Source organism: Xanthomonas translucens pv. cerealis (genome assembly GCF_006838285.1).
Taxonomy (GTDB): domain Bacteria; phylum Pseudomonadota; class Gammaproteobacteria; order Xanthomonadales; family Xanthomonadaceae; genus Xanthomonas_A; species Xanthomonas_A cerealis.
The window spans coordinates 4,090,936-4,109,685 of sequence record NZ_CP038228.1 but is presented as its reverse complement, the minus strand read 5'-3'; the positions used below and the strand labels follow the sequence as shown (position 1 = coordinate 4,109,685).

General features: G+C 70.0%; 14 protein-coding genes and 1 riboswitch. Of the genes, 4 read left to right on the top strand and 10 right to left on the bottom strand.

Annotation, left to right across the window (positions count from 1 at the left end; genetic code table 11):
• Nucleotides 1–16: 16 nt before the first annotated feature.
• From E4A48_RS18125 to dusA, 4 genes are all read right to left on the bottom strand, one after another.
• Nucleotides 17–1,387: an ATP-binding protein gene (locus tag E4A48_RS18125; protein WP_176717141.1), complete on the bottom strand. Its 1,371-nt coding sequence runs from the start codon at nucleotides 1,385–1,387 to the stop codon at nucleotides 17–19.
• A gap of 85 nt (nucleotides 1,388–1,472) precedes the next feature.
• Entirely contained in the window at nucleotides 1,473–2,156 is a 684-nt protein-coding gene (locus tag E4A48_RS18120; protein ID WP_003469280.1) for a response regulator transcription factor, read from the bottom strand.
• A gap of 73 nt (nucleotides 2,157–2,229) precedes the next feature.
• Nucleotides 2,230–2,553, bottom strand: coding sequence for a hypothetical protein (locus E4A48_RS18115; RefSeq protein WP_409975476.1), 324 nt, complete (start codon nucleotides 2,551–2,553; stop codon nucleotides 2,230–2,232).
• A gap of 436 nt (nucleotides 2,554–2,989) precedes the next feature.
• Nucleotides 2,990–4,009 (bottom strand): tRNA dihydrouridine(20/20a) synthase DusA, encoded by a 1,020-nt coding sequence (gene dusA, locus E4A48_RS18110; protein ID WP_058196285.1) that lies wholly within the window; start codon nucleotides 4,007–4,009, stop codon nucleotides 2,990–2,992.
• Between the two features lie 143 nt (nucleotides 4,010–4,152).
• A riboswitch (cobalamin riboswitch) is annotated at nucleotides 4,153–4,406 on the top strand.
• Between the two features lie 213 nt (nucleotides 4,407–4,619).
• Here dusA and metE point away from each other — a divergent pair.
• A complete protein-coding gene (gene metE, locus E4A48_RS18105) occupies nucleotides 4,620–6,911 on the top strand; it encodes a 5-methyltetrahydropteroyltriglutamate--homocysteine S-methyltransferase (protein ID WP_142742900.1) in 2,292 nt (763 codons plus the stop codon).
• Nucleotides 6,912–7,251: 340 nt separating this feature from the next.
• Nucleotides 7,252–9,210: a choice-of-anchor X domain-containing protein gene (locus tag E4A48_RS18100; RefSeq protein ID WP_142742899.1), complete on the top strand. Its 1,959-nt coding sequence runs from the start codon at nucleotides 7,252–7,254 to the stop codon at nucleotides 9,208–9,210.
• A 40-nt stretch (nucleotides 9,211–9,250) separates the two neighbouring features.
• On the opposite strand, the gene purU is transcribed toward E4A48_RS18100, so the two are convergent.
• The 5 genes from purU to E4A48_RS18075 form a co-directional block, all read right to left on the bottom strand.
• A complete protein-coding gene (gene purU / locus E4A48_RS18095; RefSeq protein ID WP_003469272.1) occupies nucleotides 9,251–10,102 on the bottom strand; it encodes a formyltetrahydrofolate deformylase in 852 nt (283 codons plus the stop codon).
• Between the two features lie 343 nt (nucleotides 10,103–10,445).
• Nucleotides 10,446–10,838: an XVIPCD domain-containing protein gene (locus E4A48_RS18090; protein WP_409976350.1), complete on the bottom strand. Its 393-nt coding sequence runs from the start codon at nucleotides 10,836–10,838 to the stop codon at nucleotides 10,446–10,448.
• A complete protein-coding gene (locus E4A48_RS18085) occupies nucleotides 10,771–11,646 on the bottom strand; it encodes an NAD(P)-dependent oxidoreductase (RefSeq protein WP_039006411.1) in 876 nt (291 codons plus the stop codon). Before E4A48_RS18085 ends, E4A48_RS18090 begins: the two co-directional genes overlap by 68 nt.
• Before the next feature lie 61 nt (nucleotides 11,647–11,707).
• Nucleotides 11,708–12,805 carry an NADH:flavin oxidoreductase/NADH oxidase gene (locus tag E4A48_RS18080; protein WP_039006412.1) on the bottom strand — a complete coding sequence of 366 codons (1,098 nt, stop codon included), beginning with the start codon at nucleotides 12,803–12,805 and terminating at the stop codon, nucleotides 11,708–11,710.
• A gap of 128 nt (nucleotides 12,806–12,933) precedes the next feature.
• Nucleotides 12,934–13,770, bottom strand: a complete 837-nt coding sequence (locus E4A48_RS18075) for an NAD-dependent protein deacetylase (RefSeq protein ID WP_237655400.1) — start codon at nucleotides 13,768–13,770, stop codon at nucleotides 12,934–12,936.
• Between the two features lie 337 nt (nucleotides 13,771–14,107).
• On the opposite strand from E4A48_RS18075, the gene E4A48_RS18070 reads away from it, so the two are divergent.
• Nucleotides 14,108–14,854: a response regulator transcription factor gene (locus E4A48_RS18070; RefSeq protein WP_080763407.1), complete on the top strand. Its 747-nt coding sequence runs from the start codon at nucleotides 14,108–14,110 to the stop codon at nucleotides 14,852–14,854.
• Here E4A48_RS18070 and E4A48_RS18065 read toward each other — a convergent pair.
• Complete coding sequence (locus tag E4A48_RS18065; RefSeq protein WP_052235026.1) at nucleotides 14,835–16,214, bottom strand: sensor histidine kinase; 1,380 nt, start codon at nucleotides 16,212–16,214, stop codon at nucleotides 14,835–14,837. The genes E4A48_RS18070 and E4A48_RS18065 overlap by 20 nt on opposite strands.
• A gap of 146 nt (nucleotides 16,215–16,360) precedes the next feature.
• Here E4A48_RS18065 and E4A48_RS18060 point away from each other — a divergent pair, with 146 nt between their 5' ends.
• Complete coding sequence (locus E4A48_RS18060) at nucleotides 16,361–18,709, top strand: YadA family autotransporter adhesin (protein WP_260607994.1); 2,349 nt, start codon at nucleotides 16,361–16,363, stop codon at nucleotides 18,707–18,709.
• Nucleotides 18,710–18,750: the final 41 nt, after the last annotated feature.

Genomic DNA, 18,750 nt, shown 5'->3' with positions numbered 1-18,750 from the left:
GCGCACGGCCCGGCTGCTACAGCCCCGGCGGCATGGTCACCAGGAAGCGCGCGCCGCCCAGTTCCTCGGAGCGGCTGACCTGCAGCTCGCCGCGATAGCCCTTGACCAGATCCTGCACGATCGCCAGGCCGATGCCGTGGCCATGCACGCGTTCGTCGCCGCGCACGCCGCGCTGCAGGATGTGCGCGACCTCCTCCGGCGCGATGCCGGGGCCGTCGTCTTCCACCGACATCACCAGACCGGCGCGGCGGCTGCCGGCGGCCGGGGCCGGACGCACGCTCAGCAGCACCCGCCGCCGCGCCCATTTGAAGGCGTTCTCGAGCAGGTTGCCGAGCAGTTCCTGCAGGTCGCCGGGTTCGCCGTGGAAACGCGCGCTCGGCTCGATGTCGAACTCGCACAGCACACCCTTGGCCGCGTACACCTTCTCCAGCCCGCGCACGATCTCCTCGGCGTTGGGTTCGATCGGCAGCGGCGCGGAGAACAGCTTGTGGCCGCTGGAAGCGGCGCGGCTGAGCTGGTAGGTCACCAGGTTGTTCATGCGCCGCAGCTGCGCGTCCAGTTCCTCGCGCAGCTCCAGGCCCTGGGTGCCGCTGTCGAGCTGGGTGCGCAGCACCGCCAGCGGCGTCTTCAGGCTGTGCGCCAGGTCGGCCAGGGTGTTGCGCTGGCGGTCCAGGTTCTCGCGCTCGCTCTCGATGAAGGCGTTGATGCTGTCGGTCAGCGGCTCCAGCTCGCGCGGATGGCGATCGCCCATGCGCACCGCTTCGCCGCGCTGCACCTTGGTCAGTTCGTTGATCACCCGCCGCAGCGGGCGCAGGCTCCATTGCAGGATGAAGGCCTGCAGCAGCAACAGGATCAGCCCGGCGCCGCCGAGGTTGAACCACACCCGGCCGCGGAACACGCGCAGCTGCGCGCCCAGCGCGCGGGTGTCTTCCATGATGTAGATGGTGACCGGGGTTTCCTTGTCGCGGCGCACATAGGCCAGGCCGATGCCGTAGCGGTAGACCTCGCCTTCGCTGCCGTCGATCTGGGTCATCGGCCAGGGGCCGTCGAAGGTTTCCTGGCGCGGCTCGAGCATGCCGCCCTTGGGCGGCAGCGGACCCTCGCTGGACATCGAGATCCAGCGTTCGTTGGGCATCACGATCTGCGCGTACAGGCCGCTGCCCGGCCGGTCGAAGTGCGGATCAGGCGGCGGCTTGTCGTTGTTGATGTACAGCGAGCCGTCGCGCGCCACGTCGACATTGTTGGCGTAGGCGGTGGCGTAGCTCTTCAAGCGCTCGCGCAGGTTGCTCAGCGCGGTGTCGGCGAAGGCTTGGTCCAGCGCATAGCCGGCCGCGGCCAGGAACGCCACCAGGCTCAGACTGGCGGCCAGCAGCTGACGCGCCTGCAACGAACGCGGACGCCAGCGCTTGTACCACTTGGGCCGTGCCACCACGCCGTCGCGTCCTTCGCTTGCTTGTCGCAGGCGCGTGGGATCAGCCTTCGGTGCGCGGGATGGCGAAGCGGTAACCGCGGCCGCGCACGGTCTCGATCGGCTTCAGTTCGCCGTCCGGATCCAGCTTCTTGCGCAAGCGCCCGATGAACACTTCCAGCACGTTGGAATCGCGATCGAAGTCCTGCTGGTAGATGTGCTCGGTGAGGTCGGCCTTGGAGACCAGTTCGCCGGCATGCATCATCAGGTACTCGAGCACCTTGTACTCGTAGCTGGTCAGATCGACGTTGCTGCCGCTGACGCTGACCGTCTGCGCGGCCAGATCCAGCGCCACCGGCCCGCATTCCAGGGTCGGCTTGCTCCACCCCGCGGCGCGGCGCAGCAACGCGTTGACCCGCGCCAGCAATTCCTCGACGTGGAACGGCTTGACCAGATAATCGTCGGCGCCCTGCTTCAGGCCCTCGACCTTGTCCTGCCAGCTGGAACGCGCGGTGAGGATCAGCACCGGGAATTTCTTGCCTTCGTCGCGCAGCGCTTTGATCAGCTCCATGCCCGACATCTTCGGCAGGCCGAGATCGATGATGCCCACGTCGAACGGCACTTCGCGGCCCATGTACAGGCCTTCCTCGCCGTCCTGCGCCGCATCCACCGCAAACCCCTCGCGCTTCAGGCGAGCAGCCAGGGTTTCTCGCAGCGGGGCTTCGTCTTCGACCAGAAGGATACGCATGAACTCTCCCTAGTGACTTACAGGTGGCCGGGGGCCGGGGCAGTGTGTGACAAGCTGAACCAGACTATCCAGGTCAGGGGTTATCGTCGCGTGGTGGTTCCTGCGCGTCGCTGGGGCGCGGCACGCGCGGGGGCGCCGTACGGCCGGGCTGCGGATCGTCCATATAACGCACGCGCCCACGGCCATCCATGTACTTGACGCGGTTGATATCGCGCCCGTCGAACGGCACGCGCTCGGCGCCGAGGATCTGTCCACCGGTGGACCGCTGCACCCGGCGCACCGCATCGGACAGCGAACTGCCGTTGTAGTCGCGCGGCCGGGCCGCCTCGCCAGGCGGCGCCATGGGCGCCACACCCGGCGGACCCGGCTGCTGCGCCCAGCCATCGGCCACGGCCATGAGCGCGAATGCGATCACGGCGGCGGTGCTGGAGCGGCGGAGAGTGGGCGAGGTCACGAGCTGGCATCCTAACGGACTGATCGGAAACGTTCAAAAATTGTGAAACCGTATGCCGGCCAGCGGCGCCACGATTCCGCAAAATTAAGCCAAATTCTTGATTTTTCGGGGTGAATCTGGTCTGAACTTTTCCCGCAGCAGCCGGAGGCGTTCAGTGAAATGAACTTCCGCTTCCATTCTTGCGAGCCGTTCCTGCCGTTGCCCGGCCCGCCTCGGCAAGGCTCTGCCGCTTCTGCCGCAGCGGCGCAGACTGCCGCGGCAAGCTGAACAAAATAACTGAACGGGCTTCCAAAAGGGAAGCGCGGCATTCGTCTGGACAGCTTGCGTTGGGTAGCGACGTGCGCGTGGCCCGCGAACCGCCGTGCGTACCCACACGTCGCTACGCCGCGACGCGGGGGGTTCCCTCGGTCACAAGCAACGCCTGTTCCAGCAGCGCCCAGTCCGCGCCCGGCCTGTGCGCGCCCTCGCTGAGTATCTGGCGGAACGCGCGGCCGCCCGGCTGGCCGTGGAACAGGCCGAGCAGGTGGCGAGCGATGTGCTTGAGGGCGACGCCGTCGGCCAGGCGCGCCTCGACATAGGGCCGCAGCGCGCGCAGCAGCTCGGCGCGGGGCCGCGGCATAGCGCCGGTCAGGGCCGCGTCCAGCCGGTGCAGCACGTAAGGATCGTGGTACGCAGCGCGGCCCAGCATCACGCCATCCACGGCATCCAGCTGCGCCCGCGCCGTGTCCACGTCGGCCAGCCCACCGTTGAGCACGATCTGCAACTGCGGGCGCTCGCGCTTGAGCCGGTAGGCCCAGTCGTAGCGCAGCGGCGGCACCTCGCGGTTCTCCTTCGGCGACAGGCCCTGTAGCCACGCGTTGCGCGCATGCACCACGAACAGCCCGCAGCCGGCGGCGGCGACCTGATCGACGAAGCCCAGGAACACCGCGTAGTCGTCGTCCTGGTCCACCCCGAGCCGGCACTTCACCGTGACCGGAATGTCTACCGCCTGCACCATCGCCGCCACGCAGTCGGCGACCAGCGCCGGCTCGCGCATCAAACAGGCGCCGAAACGCCCGGCCTGGACCCGGTCGGACGGGCAACCGCAATTGAGATTGATCTCGTCGTAGCGCCACCCCTGGCCGATCCGCGCCGCCTGCGCCAGCAGCGCCGGATCGCTGCCGCCGAGCTGCAGCGCCAGCGGATGCTCGACCGCATCGAAGCCCAGCAGCCGCGCGCGATCGCCCAGCACCACCGCATTGGCGTGCACCATCTCGGTATACAGCCGCGCCGACGGCGCCAGCAGCCGGTGGAACACGCGGCAATGGCGGTCGGTCCAGTCCATCATCGGCGCGACGGACAGGGGCAGGGAGGCGGCGTAGGCCGCGGACAGGTCGGAGGGCGGGAACGGAAGCGTCATCAGGCGTGGCGGTGTGCGCTGTCGCCTGCTGGCGGAAGCGTCAGATCATTGGCTTTCGGATCAATAGCTTACACGCTCGCCGTGAATGTTGCCGGTGAACGCCGGCGAATTCACTTGGCGCTTGACCCGCCGCCGCATCCGGCCTATCGTGCGCTCGCCGAAGGTATCCATCGCTTCATTCGGATGAAGGGATGGATTTAAACGGGAATCCGGTGAAGGCCGGCGCCGCAAGCGCCTGCCCATTCCGGAGCTGCCCCGCAGCGGTGAATGGAAACGACCTCCGTCAATGGCACTGGGCCGGCGCATGCCGGCCTGGGAAGCGGCGGACAGTAGGCGCGCAGCCGGCACGGTGCGCTCGTCCATCAGCCCGAATACCGGCCCCGGCCGGAGGACCTGTGCGTCCTCCGATTCGACCTGGCGCCTCCGCGGGGAGGCGGCCGGAAGCCGTGCCGTGGCCCTGCGCCGCGCCGCGCTCTTCCGCCTGCCCGCGTGGCGCCGGTTCGCCCGCGGGGGCGAAGGTCGCTGGCGTGGCGGGCGTCCCGTGCGAACGGGCGGTCGGCGCGCGGTTCCTTCGTTCCTCAATGCCTATGACCGCAATGAGGAAACGCAAATGACGATCGTGACCAACCTGGGCTTCCCGCGCATCGGTGCGCGGCGCGAGCTCAAACGTGCGCTGGAAAGCTACTGGCGCCGCGAAACCGATGAGGCAAGTCTGCACGACACGGCGCGGCAGCTACGCCAGCGGCACTGGCAACTGCAGGTCGAGGCCGGGGTGGAGCTGCCGCCAAGTAACGACTTCAGCCTGTACGACGCGATGCTCGACACCGCGTTCCTGGTCGACGCGATCCCGCAGCGCTACCGCGCACTGGCCGATGCCGATCCGCTGGCCGGCTACTTCGCGATGGCGCGCGGCACGCAGGAAGGCGGGCTGGACCTGCACGCGCTGGAAATGACCAAGTGGTTCGACACCAATTATCACTACCTGGTGCCGGAACTGGCGCGGCGCCAGCACTTCCGCCTGCGCGGCGACAAGCCGCTGGCCGAATTCCTGGAAGCCAAGGCGCTGGGCATCACCACGCGACCTGTGCTGATCGGGCCGGTGACCTTCCTGCTGCTGTCCAAGACCGTGGACGGCAGCGATCGCTGGGCGCTGCTGGACAGCCTGCTGCCGGTCTACGCCGAACTGCTGCAGCAACTCGACGCGGCCGGCGCCAACTGGGTGCAGATCGACGAGCCGGCGCTGGTGCTGGACCTGGACGAGGCCGCGCGCGAGGCCTATCGCCGCGCCTATGCGTTCCTGGCCAAGGCGCCGCGACCGAAGCTGCTGCTGACCACGTATTTCGGCGAACTGGGCGACAACCTGGAGCTGGCCGCGACGCTGCCGCTGGACGGCCTGCACGTGGACCTGGTGCGCGGCGTGGCGCAGCTGGACGCGGTGCTGCAGGCGTTGCCGGCCGGGCGCGTGCTGTCGGCGGGGTTGGTCAACGGCCGCAACGTGTGGCGCACGCCGCTGGAGAATGCGCTGACCCTGGCGCGCTACGCGGCCGGGCATGTCGGCCACGAGCGCCTGTGGCTGGCGCCGTCGTGCTCGCTGCTGCACGTGCCGGTGGACCTGGAACAGGAAAAGGCGCTGGACCGCGAACTGCACGCCTGGCTGGCCTTCGCCAAACAGAAACTGCAGGAGTTGCGCACGCTGGCCGACGCGCTGCAGGAGTTGCCGCATGCGCAGGCCGAATTGGACGAGGCGCGCGAGGCGTTGGCCACGCGGCGTTCCTCGGCGCGCGTGCATCGCCCCGAGGTCGCACGCCGGGTGGAGGCGTTGAGCGAGGACGCCGGACGCCGCCAGTCGCCGTATCCGCAGCGGCGCGACGCGCAACAGGCGGCGCTGCAGCTGCCGGCCTACCCGACCACCACCATCGGCTCGTTCCCGCAGACCGCGCAGGTGCGGCAGGCGCGCGCGCAGCACAAGGCCGGCAAGCTCGGCGATGCCGAGTACGACGCGTTCCTGGCCGCCGAAACCGAGCGCTGCGTGCGCGCGCAGGAGCAGATCGGGCTGGACGTGCTGGTGCACGGCGAGTTCGAGCGCAACGACATGGTCGAATACTTCGGCGAGCAGCTCGACGGTTTCGCCTTCACCAAGCATGGCTGGGTGCAGAGCTACGGCTCGCGCTGCGTGAAGCCGCCGATCATCTACGGCGACGTGCAGCGGCCGGCGCCGATGACGCTGCGCTGGACCCAGTACGCGCAGTCGCTGACCGACAAGCCGATGAAGGGCATGCTGACCGGGCCGGTGACGGTGCTGCAATGGTCGTTCGTGCGCGACGATCAGGAACGCGCGCAGACCTGCCGGCAGATCGCGCTGGCGCTGCGCGACGAAGTGCGCGACCTGGAGGCGGCCGGCATCGGCGTGATCCAGATCGACGAGCCGGCGATCCGCGAGGGCCTGCCGCTGCGCCGTGCCGACTGGCAGGCGTACCTGGACTGGGCCGTGCAATGCTTCCGCATCGCCGCGGCCGGGGTGCGCGACGCCACCCAGATCCATACCCACATGTGCTACTCGGAGTTCAACGACATCATCGAGGCGGTGGCGGCAATGGACGCGGACGTGATCTCGATCGAGACCTCGCGCTCGCGGATGGAACTGCTCGATGCGTTCGTGCGCTTCCGCTATCCCAATGCGATCGGCCCGGGCGTGTACGACATCCACTCGCCGCGCGTACCCAGCACGCAGGAGATGGTGCAGTTGCTGGACAAGGCGCGCGCAGTGCTGGATCCGCAGCAGCTGTGGGTCAATCCGGATTGCGGGTTGAAGACCCGCGGCTGGCCGGAAACGCGCAACGCGCTGGAAGCGATGGTGGCCGCGGCGCGGCAGCTGCGTGCGCAGCAGGCGCAGGCGGCGTAAGCAAGCGGCTTGAGCCGATGATGCCCGGCGTGCTGCACGCCGGGCATCGCCGCGCAGTGCATGGTTCATGCGCCGACGCTGGAAACAGGCTGCCCTGCCCCAATGTACTGCGCAGTGCGGTAAAGCATCCGCTGCGCAGACACTGGCCCATCCGTGCCACGGCCGTACCGGATCGCCACGGCGATAGGTTCGCGGTGCTGCAGCGCACGGTGAAGCTGTCATCTAGGCTGGGTATAACGCAGTCACGCTGCGGCGAGGTGGCGCTGCATCCGCTGCGCAGGCGTGCGATCGCGATCGCCCATCCTGCCTGGCTTCTCATTGTTCAAGGAAAAAAGCCGCCATGCCGACACTACCGGGCTTGTCCCTGCTGTCCACGCTGCTGCTGTCGCCCCTGCTCGCGCATGCGGCCGATCTGGTTCCCAAGCAACTGGCTGGCCCGCCCGAGGAATTCGCGCAGATGCGCGCGCCGGCACCGGCCGAGGCCGCGATCCTGTCCAAGAGCGCGTTGCTGCCCGTCGAATTCTCCTCCGCGCGCAGCGGCGCAGCCGCGCAATGGCAGGCGATGCTGCCAGTGGAAAACGGCAATTTGCGCTTCGTGCTGCTGTCCGGCACGCACGACTGGCAACCGCAATTGCACGCGCCCGGCGCGGCCAACGCGCACGCTGACGCCGTGAGCATCGTGCCGAACGCGGTCGCCACCCGCCTGGGCAGCGGCGACGCCGCGCTGCCGGCGCGCGAGTACCGCGTGGACGGCGCCGCCAACGGCAGCTGGACGCTGACCCTGCGCGCCGACGGCAGCGCCGCGCAACGCGGCTACCTGTTGATGGAAGGCGATGGGCGCACGCAGCTGGCGTCCTATCCCAGCGACCGCCGGCAACTGCACAGCGGGCAGCGCATCGGCCTGACCGCGATGCTCGGCGGCAGCGACCGCCACGGCGCCACCACGCTCGCCACCAATGCCGGGCGCATCCGCGAGGCGCAATTGCGCGTCACCGCGCCCGACGGCACGGTGACCCAGTGGCCGATGGCCGACGACGGCCGCCATGGCGACGGTGCCGCCGGCGACGGCGTGTATGCCGGCGATTTCCCGGCAAAGGCGCCGGGCAGCTATCTCGCGCAGGTGGTGGTGCACGGCGAGGACGCGGCCGGCCAGGCCTTCGTGCGCACCAGCGAACACGTGCTGCCGGTGCTCGACACCAGCTTGCGCATCGCCGCCGACGCGGTGAGCGCCAGCACGCAGAACGGCACCCGCCTGGCGCTGCCGATCCCGGTCAGCGCCGCCGGCCACGCGCCGGCGCACTACCGCGTGTTCGGCGAACTGTGGGGCACCGGCCGCGACGGCGGTGCGGTGCCGGTGGCCTGGCTCGGCGGCATGCTGGCGCCGCAGAACGGACGCCTACCGCTGAGCGTGGACGAACGCTGGATCGTCCGTGCCGGCGCGCGTGCGCCGTTCACGCTGCGCAACTTGCGCATTGAGGACCCGGACCATTTCGTGCCACTGGCCACACGCGACACGCTGGCGCTGACCTTGCCCACCCTGCGCCGCAGCAGCGTGGCGCGCGGCGGCACGATCGACGCCAGCATGCGCATGGGCGAGCGCCCGGCGACGCTGCAGCGCGCGGCGACCGCTGCGCAAGCGAGCGGCTCACGCCTGGTGCTGGTGCATGGCTACTGCTCGGGCGGGGTCTGGCCGGTGGCGCAGTTCAGCAATGCCTCGGCGTTCCTGGACGTCAACCAGAACCGCAGCAACGACCAGTTCGCGCAATTGCTGGCACAGTTCGGCAGCCAATGGAATTCGTTCGGCACGGTGGCCCATAGCCAAGGCGGCATGGCCGCGCTGCACCTGTACAGCTACTACTGGAGCGGGCTGGACAATGCCAGCGGCGGCCTTGTCATGCAGTCGGTGGGCACGCCGTACCAGGGCACCAACATGGCCGGCATCATGGCCACGGCGGGATCGTGGTTCGGCATGGGCTGTGGCAGCAACAGCGACATGACCTATGACGGCGCCAAGGCCTGGCTGGCGGGCATCCCGAGCTCGGCGCGGGCGCTGGTCAACTACTACACGACCTCCTTCGCCAAAACCCCCTGGTACAAAAACGACTACTGCAACGCGGCCTCGGACCTGGTGCTGGACGACCCGGAGGACGGCGTGGTCGAGAAGGTCAACGCGCAGCTACCGGGCGGGGTCAACCGCGGCCACACCACCGGCCAGTGCCACACCACCGGGATGCGCGATCCGGCGCAATACCTGGACGCCAGCCGCAACGCGACGATGAACGCCAACGCGGCGCGCTGAGCGACCGGGATGACCGGCCATTCGGCGGGTCATCCCGGCCTCACCGAAAAACGACCGTCCGATGGCCGTTGAGCAGGATGCGATGCTCGACGTGGCGGCGCACCGCGCGCGCCAGCACCAGCGATTCGGTGTCGCTGCCCAGGCGCACCAGCTCGCGCGGGGTCATCGCGTGGTCCACGCGGGCCACGTCCTGTTCGATGATCGGGCCTTCGTCAAGGTCGCTGGTGACGTAATGCGCGGTGGCGCCGATGATCTTGACCCCACGCGCGTGCGCCTGGTGATACGGCTGCGCGCCCTTGAAGCTGGGCAGGAAGCTGTGGTGGATGTTGATCGCGCGCCCGGCCAGCGCGGCGCACAGCGTCGGCGACAGGATCTGCATGTAGCGCGCCAGCACCACCAGGTCGATGCGTTCGCGTTCCACCAGCGCCAGCAGCTGCGCTTCCTGCTCGGCGCGGTTGTCGGCGCCGACCGGCAGGTGGTGGAACGGCACCGCGTAGGAGCGCGCCAAGCCGGCGAAATCGTCGTGGTTGGACGCCACCGCGGCGATGTCCACGCGCAGTTGCCGGCTGTGCGCGCGGAACAGCAGATCGTTGAGGCAATGGCCCTGCTTGCTGACCAGCACCAGCAGGCGCGCGCGGCGCCGCGCGTCGTGCAGTTGCCAGTCCATCGCGTAGTCGGCGGCGAGCGGCGCCAGCTGCGCCTGCACCGCGGCGACGCTGCCGTCGGCAGGCACATCGAAGTGCACGCGCAGGAAGAAACGGCCGCTCTCCTCGTCGCCGAATTGCTGCGCGTCGAGGATGTTGCAACCGTGCTCGAACAGCAGGCCGCTGACGCGGTAGACGATGCCGGTACGGTCCGGGCAGGACAGGGTCAGGATGTAGTCGGGGCGCATCCGGACAATGATAGAGGAGAATTCGGGACTTGGGACTTGAGATGGAATGGTCGGCTACGGATGTTGACAGGGCATCGGGGGTGGAATGCCGCTGGGGTATTGCCAGGTGTTTGCCAAATGCAGGAGCGGCTTCAGCCGCGACGGGCTTTACCGGTAGTGCCTGTCGCGGCTGAAGTTGCTCCTACCGGGACTTGCGCCAAGCCAACCGGTGCACGGTGGGAGGGACTTCAGTCCCGACGCTCTGCGGCAAAGGAAGCTACACCGCTTCGGTCGGCCGTCGCGGCTAAAGCTGCAGCATCCGCGTGCTGGCGGCAGGCGGCCTCGCCCGCGCGCCAGGCCGCGCTCACTCCGGGCGCAAGCGCAGCGCCAGGCGCCGGTTGACCTTCTCCAGCCGCGCAAGCGACTCTTCCACCGACATGCCGACCGCTTCGTGAGTGGCGATGTGCGCGCGCAGATGCGCTCGGTCGTCCAGGTCGCCGCGCACCAGGAACGCGTTCTCGGCCTGCTCCACCTCGCCCAGCTCGCGGCCCAGCACCACGTGACTAACCTGGTCGAAGCCGTATTTTGTCGCAAGCGGCAGCAGCCGCACCACCATGCGCTCGCTGATCGCATCCGGCACGCGGCCGCGACCATGCCGCCTGAACGCGCGGCGCCGCCGGCTCGCGCGTTCAGGCCTGCCCGGCGCGGCGTGCGGCGACCTTGGCCAACGCCGACCAGTCCAGCGCGCCGTCGCCATGCGCGATCGCGTCGATGAACTGGTCACGCAGCACCGCCGCCAGCGGCATCGGCACGTGCCGGCTCTCGCCGGCGTTCAAGGCCAGGCGCACGTCCTTGAGCCCCAGCGTGGTCTTGAAGCCGGCCGGGCTGTAGCGCTGCTCGGCGATCATGCCGCCGTAGTTCTGGTACGCCGGTGCGGCGAACACGGTACTGCTGAGCATGCCCAGGAAATCGGCTGCGTCCACGCCGTGCCCGCGCACCAGCGCCGAGGCTTCGGCCATGGTGCCGATGGCGCTGGCCAGGCACAGGTTGGCAGCCAGCTTGACCGCGTTGGCCTGCTCCGGCGCCGCGCCGAAATACCAGGTCTTGCGTCCGATCACATCGAGCAGCGGCTGCACCCGCGCCAGCGCGGCGGCGTCGCCGGCGGCGAGCAGGTTGAGCTGGCCGGCCGCGGCCACGTCGCTGCGGCCCAGCACCGGGATGGCCAGGTAGGCCACGCCGCATTCGGCATGCAGGGCACTCAGCTCGCGCGCCAGCGCCACCGAGATCGTGGCCATGTTGACGTGCACGCTGCCGGCCGGCAGCGTGTCGAGCGCGCCGCGCTCGAGCAGGGTCTCGCGCACTGCCGCGTCGTCGGCCAGCATCGAGAACAGCACCGGGCCGCGCACCGCGTCCGCCGGCTGCGCGGCCAGTTGCGCGCCGGCATCGAGCAGCGGCTGCGCCGCAGCCGCGCTGCGGTTCCACACGGTCAACGCATGCCCAGCGCGCAGCAGGTTGTGCGCGATGGGCTGGCCCATCGTGCCCAGACCGAGAAATCCGATGCTCATTGCAAGCTCCTTGCCCAACTCTGGGTGGATGCCGCGTCCTGCAAGGCGCAGCGCGGGCGCATCACGCGTCGAACAGGCCGCGCGCCGAACGCGGCTCGCAGCGCAGGTATTGCGGCGACGGGGTCAGTCTGGCGCCCAGCGCGGCGGCAGCGTGCCACGGCCAGCGCGGGTCGTAGAGGATGCCGCGGGCCAGCGCGATCGCGTCGGCCCGGTCCTCGGCCAGGATCGCCTCGGCGTGCTGCGGCTCGGTGATCAGGCCGACCGCGATCACCGGCATGCGCACTGCGCGATGGATCGCCTCGGCCTGCGGCACCTGGTAGCCGGCCGCCAGCGCAATCTGCTGGCGACGGTCGAGGCCGCCACTGGACACGTGCAGGTAGTCGCAGCCCTGCGCCTGCAGCGCCTGCGCCAGCGCGACGCTCTGCGCCACGTCCCAGCCGCCTTCGACCCAGTCGGTGGCGGAAATGCGCACGCCCACCGCGATCGAAGCCGATACCGCCGCGCGCACCGCCGCCCGCACGCGCAGCAGCAGGCGCATGCGGTTCTCCAGGCTGCCGCCGTAGGCGTCGTCGCGCCGGTTGCTCAGCGGCGATAGGAACTGGTGCAGCAGATAGCCGTGCGCGGCATGCAATTCGATCAGTTCGAAGCCCAGCCGTTCGGCGCGCTGCGCCGAGGCGACGAAGGCGGCGACGATGGCGTCGATGCCGGCCAGGTCCAGCGCCTGCGGCGGCGTGCCGTTGTCGGCGAAGGCCAGCGCCGACGGCGCCACGGTTTGCCAGCCGTTCGGCTGACCGGGTGCGATCGCGCCGCCGCCGTCCCACGGCTTGTGCGTGGACGCCTTGCGCCCGGCATGCGCGAGCTGGATCCCCAGCGGCATCGGCGACCAGCGCCGCACCGAGGCCAGCACGCCGCGCAGCGCCGCTTCGGTGGCGTCGTCCCACAGGCCCAGATCGGCGTAGCTGATGCGCCCGCGCGGCTCCACCGCGGTGGCTTCCAGGATCAGCAGGCCGGCGCCGGACTGCGCCAGCTGGCCAAGGTGGATGGTGTGCCAGTCGCTGGCCTGTCCATGCTCGGCCGAGTACTGGCACATCGGCGCGATGACGATGCGATTGGACAACGACAGCGGCCCCAGCGCGAGGGGCGAGAAGAGATGGCTCAAGGTGGCGTTCCGTGGGGCGCCCGCTGCACTGCGGGCAAGCTGCCATTGCACTCCTGCCGGCGCTGCCGATCAACCACTGCCGATGGATCAGTTCGTGCGCCGATTCGGAACGCGCCGCGCCGGAGCCGCTAGGCGGCCGCGCGCGGCAGCAGAAACTCCAGCGCCTGCGCGCAGGGCTGCGCCAGTTTCAGGCTCAGCAGGTCGTCGCCGCGGGTGCGGCCCAGGTTGACTGCGGCGATCGGCACGCCGGCCTTGGCCGCGGCCTGCACGAAGCGGAAGCCGGAATACACCATCAGCGACGAGCCCAGCACCAGCATCGCATCGGCCTGCTGTAGATGCGCGAAGGCGGCGGCCACGCGCTCACGCGGCACGTTCTCGCCGAAGAACACCACGTCCGGCTTCAGCACGCCGCCGCATTGCGTGCAGGCCGGCACCGCGAAGGCGGCGAAGTCCACGTCCTCCAGGTCGGCGTCGCCATCGGGCGCCTGCTCGGCCTGCAGCGTCGCCCAGTGCGGATTGCGCTGCAGCAGCTGGTGCTGGAAGTCCTCGCGCGGCAGGCGCCGTTCGCACTCCATGCAGCGCACCACGTCCAGGCGCCCATGCAGGTCGATCACCGCTGCGCTGCCGGCGGCCTGGTGCAGGCGGTCCACGTTCTGGGTCAGCAGCAGTTCGACCTGGCCGCGCGCTTCCAGCTGCGCCAGCGCCGCATGCGTGGCGTTGGGCCGGGCGTGGCCGAAGCGCGGCCAGCCGAGCAGGCTGCGCGCCCAGTAGCGCTGCCGCGTGGCCAGCTCGCCCATGAACGCCTGGTAGGTGACCGGCTGCGCGCGCTTCCAGTCGCCGGCAGCGTCGCGGTAATCGGGGATGCCCGAATCGGTGCTGCAGCCGGCACCGGTCAGCACGAACAGGCGCCGGTGGCGCGCGACGAACGCTTCCAGCGCGGCGGCCGCGGCGGCCGGTGCAGGCATGGGCAGGGCATGATCCGGCAATGTCTGGTGCATCGTACGGTGTCCTTGGGCGGTTGCGTTGGTGCGGCGTGGACCTGCGCTGCCAGCGACCCGATAGCTCCCATCTTGGGCCAGCCGCGCGGCAACGCAAGCGCCAGCATGCTGGCTTCGCAGTGCGGCATCTGCCGCGCGAAGACGGCGCGCGGCGCCGAATACGCGTGCAGCCGCAGCGCGCCACGCATTGAAAGCGCTGCAGAAACTGGCTACTGTCGAGCATCGGCAGGATGCATCGGCTGCGCGCAGCCTCGCTGCCACACGATGCCTCCGCAAGGAATGCCGCCCATCCCGATTCCGCGTCGTGAGCAGATTTTCCGATCCGATAGGCCAGCCGATCGCCGCCACCGCCACCGCCCCACTGCGGGTGGCGCTGCTGGAGGACGACGACGTGCTGCGCGACCGGATCCTGGTGCCAGGGTTGCAGCGGCACGGTTTCGAAGTCACGCCGCTGCGCACCGCGCAGGCGCTGTGGGCGGCGCTGGACGACCACCGCTTCGACCTGATCGTGCTCGATATCGGCCTGCCGGACAGCGACGGCTTCACCCTGACCCGGCAGCTGCAAGCGCAGCGCCCGGGGCTGGGCATCATCATCCTGAGCGGGCGCGGCGAGCAGCCGGATCTGGTGCGCGGCCTGATCCAGGGCGCGGACTCCTATCTGATCAAACCGGTACAGATCGAAATCCTGGCTGCCACGCTGTTCAGCGTGGCCCGGCGCGTGTCGCGTCCGTTGTCCTCGCCCAACGCGGTGGAGGAATGGCAGTTGCAGGACGATGGCTGGTGCCTGTTCTCACCCGATGGCCAGGCGGTGCCGTTGACCGGCTCCGAACGCAAGGTGGTGCAGAGCCTGTGGAGCGCGCGCGGGCGGCTGGTCACCCGCGATGCGTTGATCGGCATGCTCGGCGGCAACCTCGGCCTGGAAGTCGACCCGCATCGCCTGGATGCGCTGCTGCACCGGCTGCGGCTCAAGGTGCAGGAACGCACCGGCGTCGCGCTGCCGCTGAAGGCGGTGCGTGGCCAGGGTTACCTGCTCATGCCGCAGGAGCGCTGATCGCCGCCAGCGGCAGGCGCAGCACGAAGCAGCTGCCCTCGCCCGGCACGCTTCGCACCTCCAGGCTGCCGTGCGCCTCCTGTGCCATTTCGAAGGCGACCGCCAGCCCCAAGCCGGTGCCTTGACCAGCCGGTTTGGTGGTGAAGAACGGCTCGAACGCCTGCCGCTGCACGTCCGCACTCATGCCCACCCCGGTATCGGCGATCTCGATGCGGGCGCAGGCGCCGTCGCGGCGCAGGCAGATCGAGAAACTGCCGCCGCCGGGCATGGCATCGCGCGCATTAGCGGCGAAATTGAGCAGGGTCAGGTCGAGCCGGCTGCGGTCCAGGAACAGCGGCAGCGGTTCCGGCGCCACGTCCAGCTGCAAGCGCACGGTCGGCCCGAACAGTTGCCGCAGCATCGGCTGGATGCCGTGCAACGCCTCGCCGGCATCGAAGCGCTCGGGCACGTTCACTTCGCGTCGGCTGAAGCTCAACAGCTTGCGGCTGATCGCCACGCCGCGCTGCGCGGCCAGCGCCACGCCGTCCAGTGCGTCGGCCAGCGCCAGCGCATCGCGCGGCGGATCGAAATCCAGTTCGTGCACGCAGTGGCGCTGCTCGGCATAGCCGAGGATCGCACTGAGGACGTTGTTGAAGTCGTGCGACACGCCACTGGCCAGTTGCCCGACCAGTTCGATCTTCTGCAGATGCAGCAATCGCTGTTGCGCCTGCGCGCGCTCGCGCATCTCCACCCGCAGCCGCGCGGCGCTGCGCCGCGCGCGCCACAGGCTCTCGCGCAACGCGGCCACGGTGCGGTCGAGCACCAGGGTGATCATCAGATAGCTCAGCGCCAGCGACGGCAGGTTCTGGAACGGGCTGCGCGTGCCGCGCGGATCGCGGCCCCACGGGCTCTCCATGCCCACCCAGAAGATCAGCGTGACGCACAGGTACACCACCCACAGCGCGCGCCGCCCGATCACCAGGGCGGCCAAGGTCAACATCATCATCGGGTAGGGATCGAAGGCCTGCACCTGATAGCCGAAAGCCAGGTTGGCCACCACCGCCGAACACAGCACCACGGCGATGAACGCGGCGGCGGCCTGTTGCAGCAGGCCGCGGCGGATCATCCACACCCCGGCCCAGGCGGCCACGGACATCGCCGCGTCGGTGCCCACGTCCACCGCCAGCTGGCCGGCGGTCATCTGGATCTGCGGAGCGGTCAGCAGGTGGTAGAGCTTGTTGAGCGGGATCTCGCAACCGAGGAACAGGAACAGCACCTGCAGCGCAGGCGCATTGCGGCGGTCGACCGGATCGGCGATGGGGACGCGCCGCAGCCATGTCCACTGCCGACGCCACAGCCGGATCAGAAGATTTTGTGGCATGCGTCGCACCCAGACTCCCATGTCGGTGAGTCTAACGTGAGACTGAGGTGAATTTATCGGCATTGAAGGCGGCCTGGGCTTGCCGCCTTAATCGGGGCTAAACCCATTGCCGGGACCATCGTCCCAGCGCTTCCACGGAACCGCTCATGCCCGTCAAGCACATGCTCGCCCGCTCGCGCCACGCCCGCCCTTCCTCCACTCTGTCGCATGCTCCTTACAGCCTGCTGACGGTCGCGTTGCTGCTGGCAGCGGCGCCGTTGGCAGCCAGCGCGGCCGATGCGCCCGCTTCCGCCACGCCTGCCGCCCAGCCAGCCGCGACTACGGCTACGACCACGACAGCGGCAAGCAGCGGCGATGCGCAGCCCGCCGCGGACGCGGATCCCTCCACGCCAGTTCAGCCCGGCAGCCAGAACACCACCGGTTACTTCATGGCCGAGGGCCTGAACGACGGCAGCGACATCGCCGCCGCCGCGGGTCTGCGTGCCGTGGCGATGGGCGCCCGCGCCGACGCATCCGGTGCCTTCGCCATCGCCATCGGCCACCACAGCGTGGCCTCCGACGCCGCCGCCATCGCGATGGGCGACGGTGCGGTGGCCAGCGGCACGTCGGCGATCGCGATCGGCGGCAGCTTCTTCGGAAGCACCTACGGCGATGCGGCCGGCGCGCAGAGCACCGGCTTCGGTGCGTTGGCCGTCGGCACCGCCGCCAACGCCACTGCCGCCAACGCCAGCGCGCTGGGCTGGAACGCCAGCGCCAGCGGCGCCGGCGCCACGGCGATCGGCGCCATTTCCTCGGTCACCGCCGACCACGCCATCGCCGCCGGCGCCTCTGCCGTTGCCGGGGCAGAGCAGGCAAGCGCCTTCGGCTATGCCGCCAACGCCAGCGGCGTCGGTGCGATCGCCACCGGCGGCTACAGCGTGGCCTCCGGCTTCTTCGGGGTGGCCATGGGCTACAGCGCCATGGCCACCGGTGCCGGCGGCATCGCCATCGGCGACAACGCCTCCTCGTCCGGCCAGCAAAGCGTGGCGATCGGCGCCAGCAACGCCGGCATCCCGACCCAGTCCAAGGGCCTGGGCGCGGTGACCATCGGCGCCGGCAGCTGGGCACTGTCCGACTACGGCACCGCGCTGGGCTTCGACAGCCACGCCGACGCGACCTACAGCCTGGCGCTGGGCGCCCAATCGGTGGCCACCAGCAACAATGCCGCCGCAGTCGGCGCGCAGGCCTTCGCCGATGGCGAGGACGCCAGCGCCTTCGGCGCCATCGCCAGCGCCAACGCCGCCGGCGCAACCGCGCTCGGCAGCGGCGCCACCGCGCTAAGCGCCGGCAGCGTGGCGCTGGGCTACAACAGCGCCGCGACCGGCGCCAACAGCGTGGCGATCGGCGCCGGCGCGGTCGCCGATCGCGACAACACCGTCGCATTCGGCAGCGACGGCGCGCTGCGCCAGCTGACCTATGTCGCCGCCGGTACCGCCGACACCGATGCGGTCAACGTGCTGCAGCTGCGCAGCATCGCCACCGTGCTCGGTGCCGGCAGCGTGGTGGGCGACGACGGTACGCTCGGCGGCAGCGCCTACCTGATCCAGAGCCAGATCTACGGCAGCGTCGGTTCCGCACTGTCGGCGCTGGACGGCGCGCTGTCGACGCTGGACACCCGCGTCGGCCACCTTGCGCAGAGCGGCGGCGGCGGTGTGGCCGTCGGCAGCGGCAGCGGCGGGGCCCCCAGCGTCGGCGCCGACACCAATGCCGTGGCGGTCGGTGCCGAGGCCAGCGCCAACGGCCACAACGGCACCGCGATGGGCGCCAATGCGTTGGCCTACGGCCCCAACGACACCGCGATGGGCGGCAACGCCCGGGTCAACGCCGACGGCAGCACCGCGGTCGGCGCCAACGCCAGCATCAGCGCCGATGCCAGCAACGCGGTGGCGGTCGGCGAGAGCGCCACCGTCACCGCCGCCTCCGGCACCGCGCTGGGCCAGGGCGCCTCGGTCTCGGCCGACAACGCAGTGGCGCTGGGCCGCGGCTCGAGCGCCACCCGCGCCAATACCGTGTCGGTGGGCAGCGTCGGCAACGAGCGCCAGATCAGCAACGTGGCGGCCGGCAGCGCCGCCACCGATGCGGCCAATGTCGGCCAGATGCAGGCCGGGGACAGCGCCACGCTGCGCAGCGCCAACGCCTACACCGACAGCCGCATGGCCGGCTGGGACGACAACCTGACCAGGTTACGCAGCGACACCGACCAGCGCTTCCAGAACATGGACCGGCGTATCGACCGGATGGGTGCGGTCAGCGCGGCCTATGCCGGCATGGCGACGAACACCTCCGGCCTGACCGGTGCCAATCGGGTCGGCGTCGGTGTCGGCTCGCAGGGCGGCGAGAACGCGCTGGCGGTGGGCTACCAGCGCGCGATCGGCAACCGCGCCAGCGTCTCGCTCGGCGGTGCCTTCTCCGGCAATGAGAAGAGCGTCTCCGCCGGTGCCGGCTTCAGTTGGTGATGCCACGCCTCGCCGCATTGCCGCCGCATCCCTCCGACCTT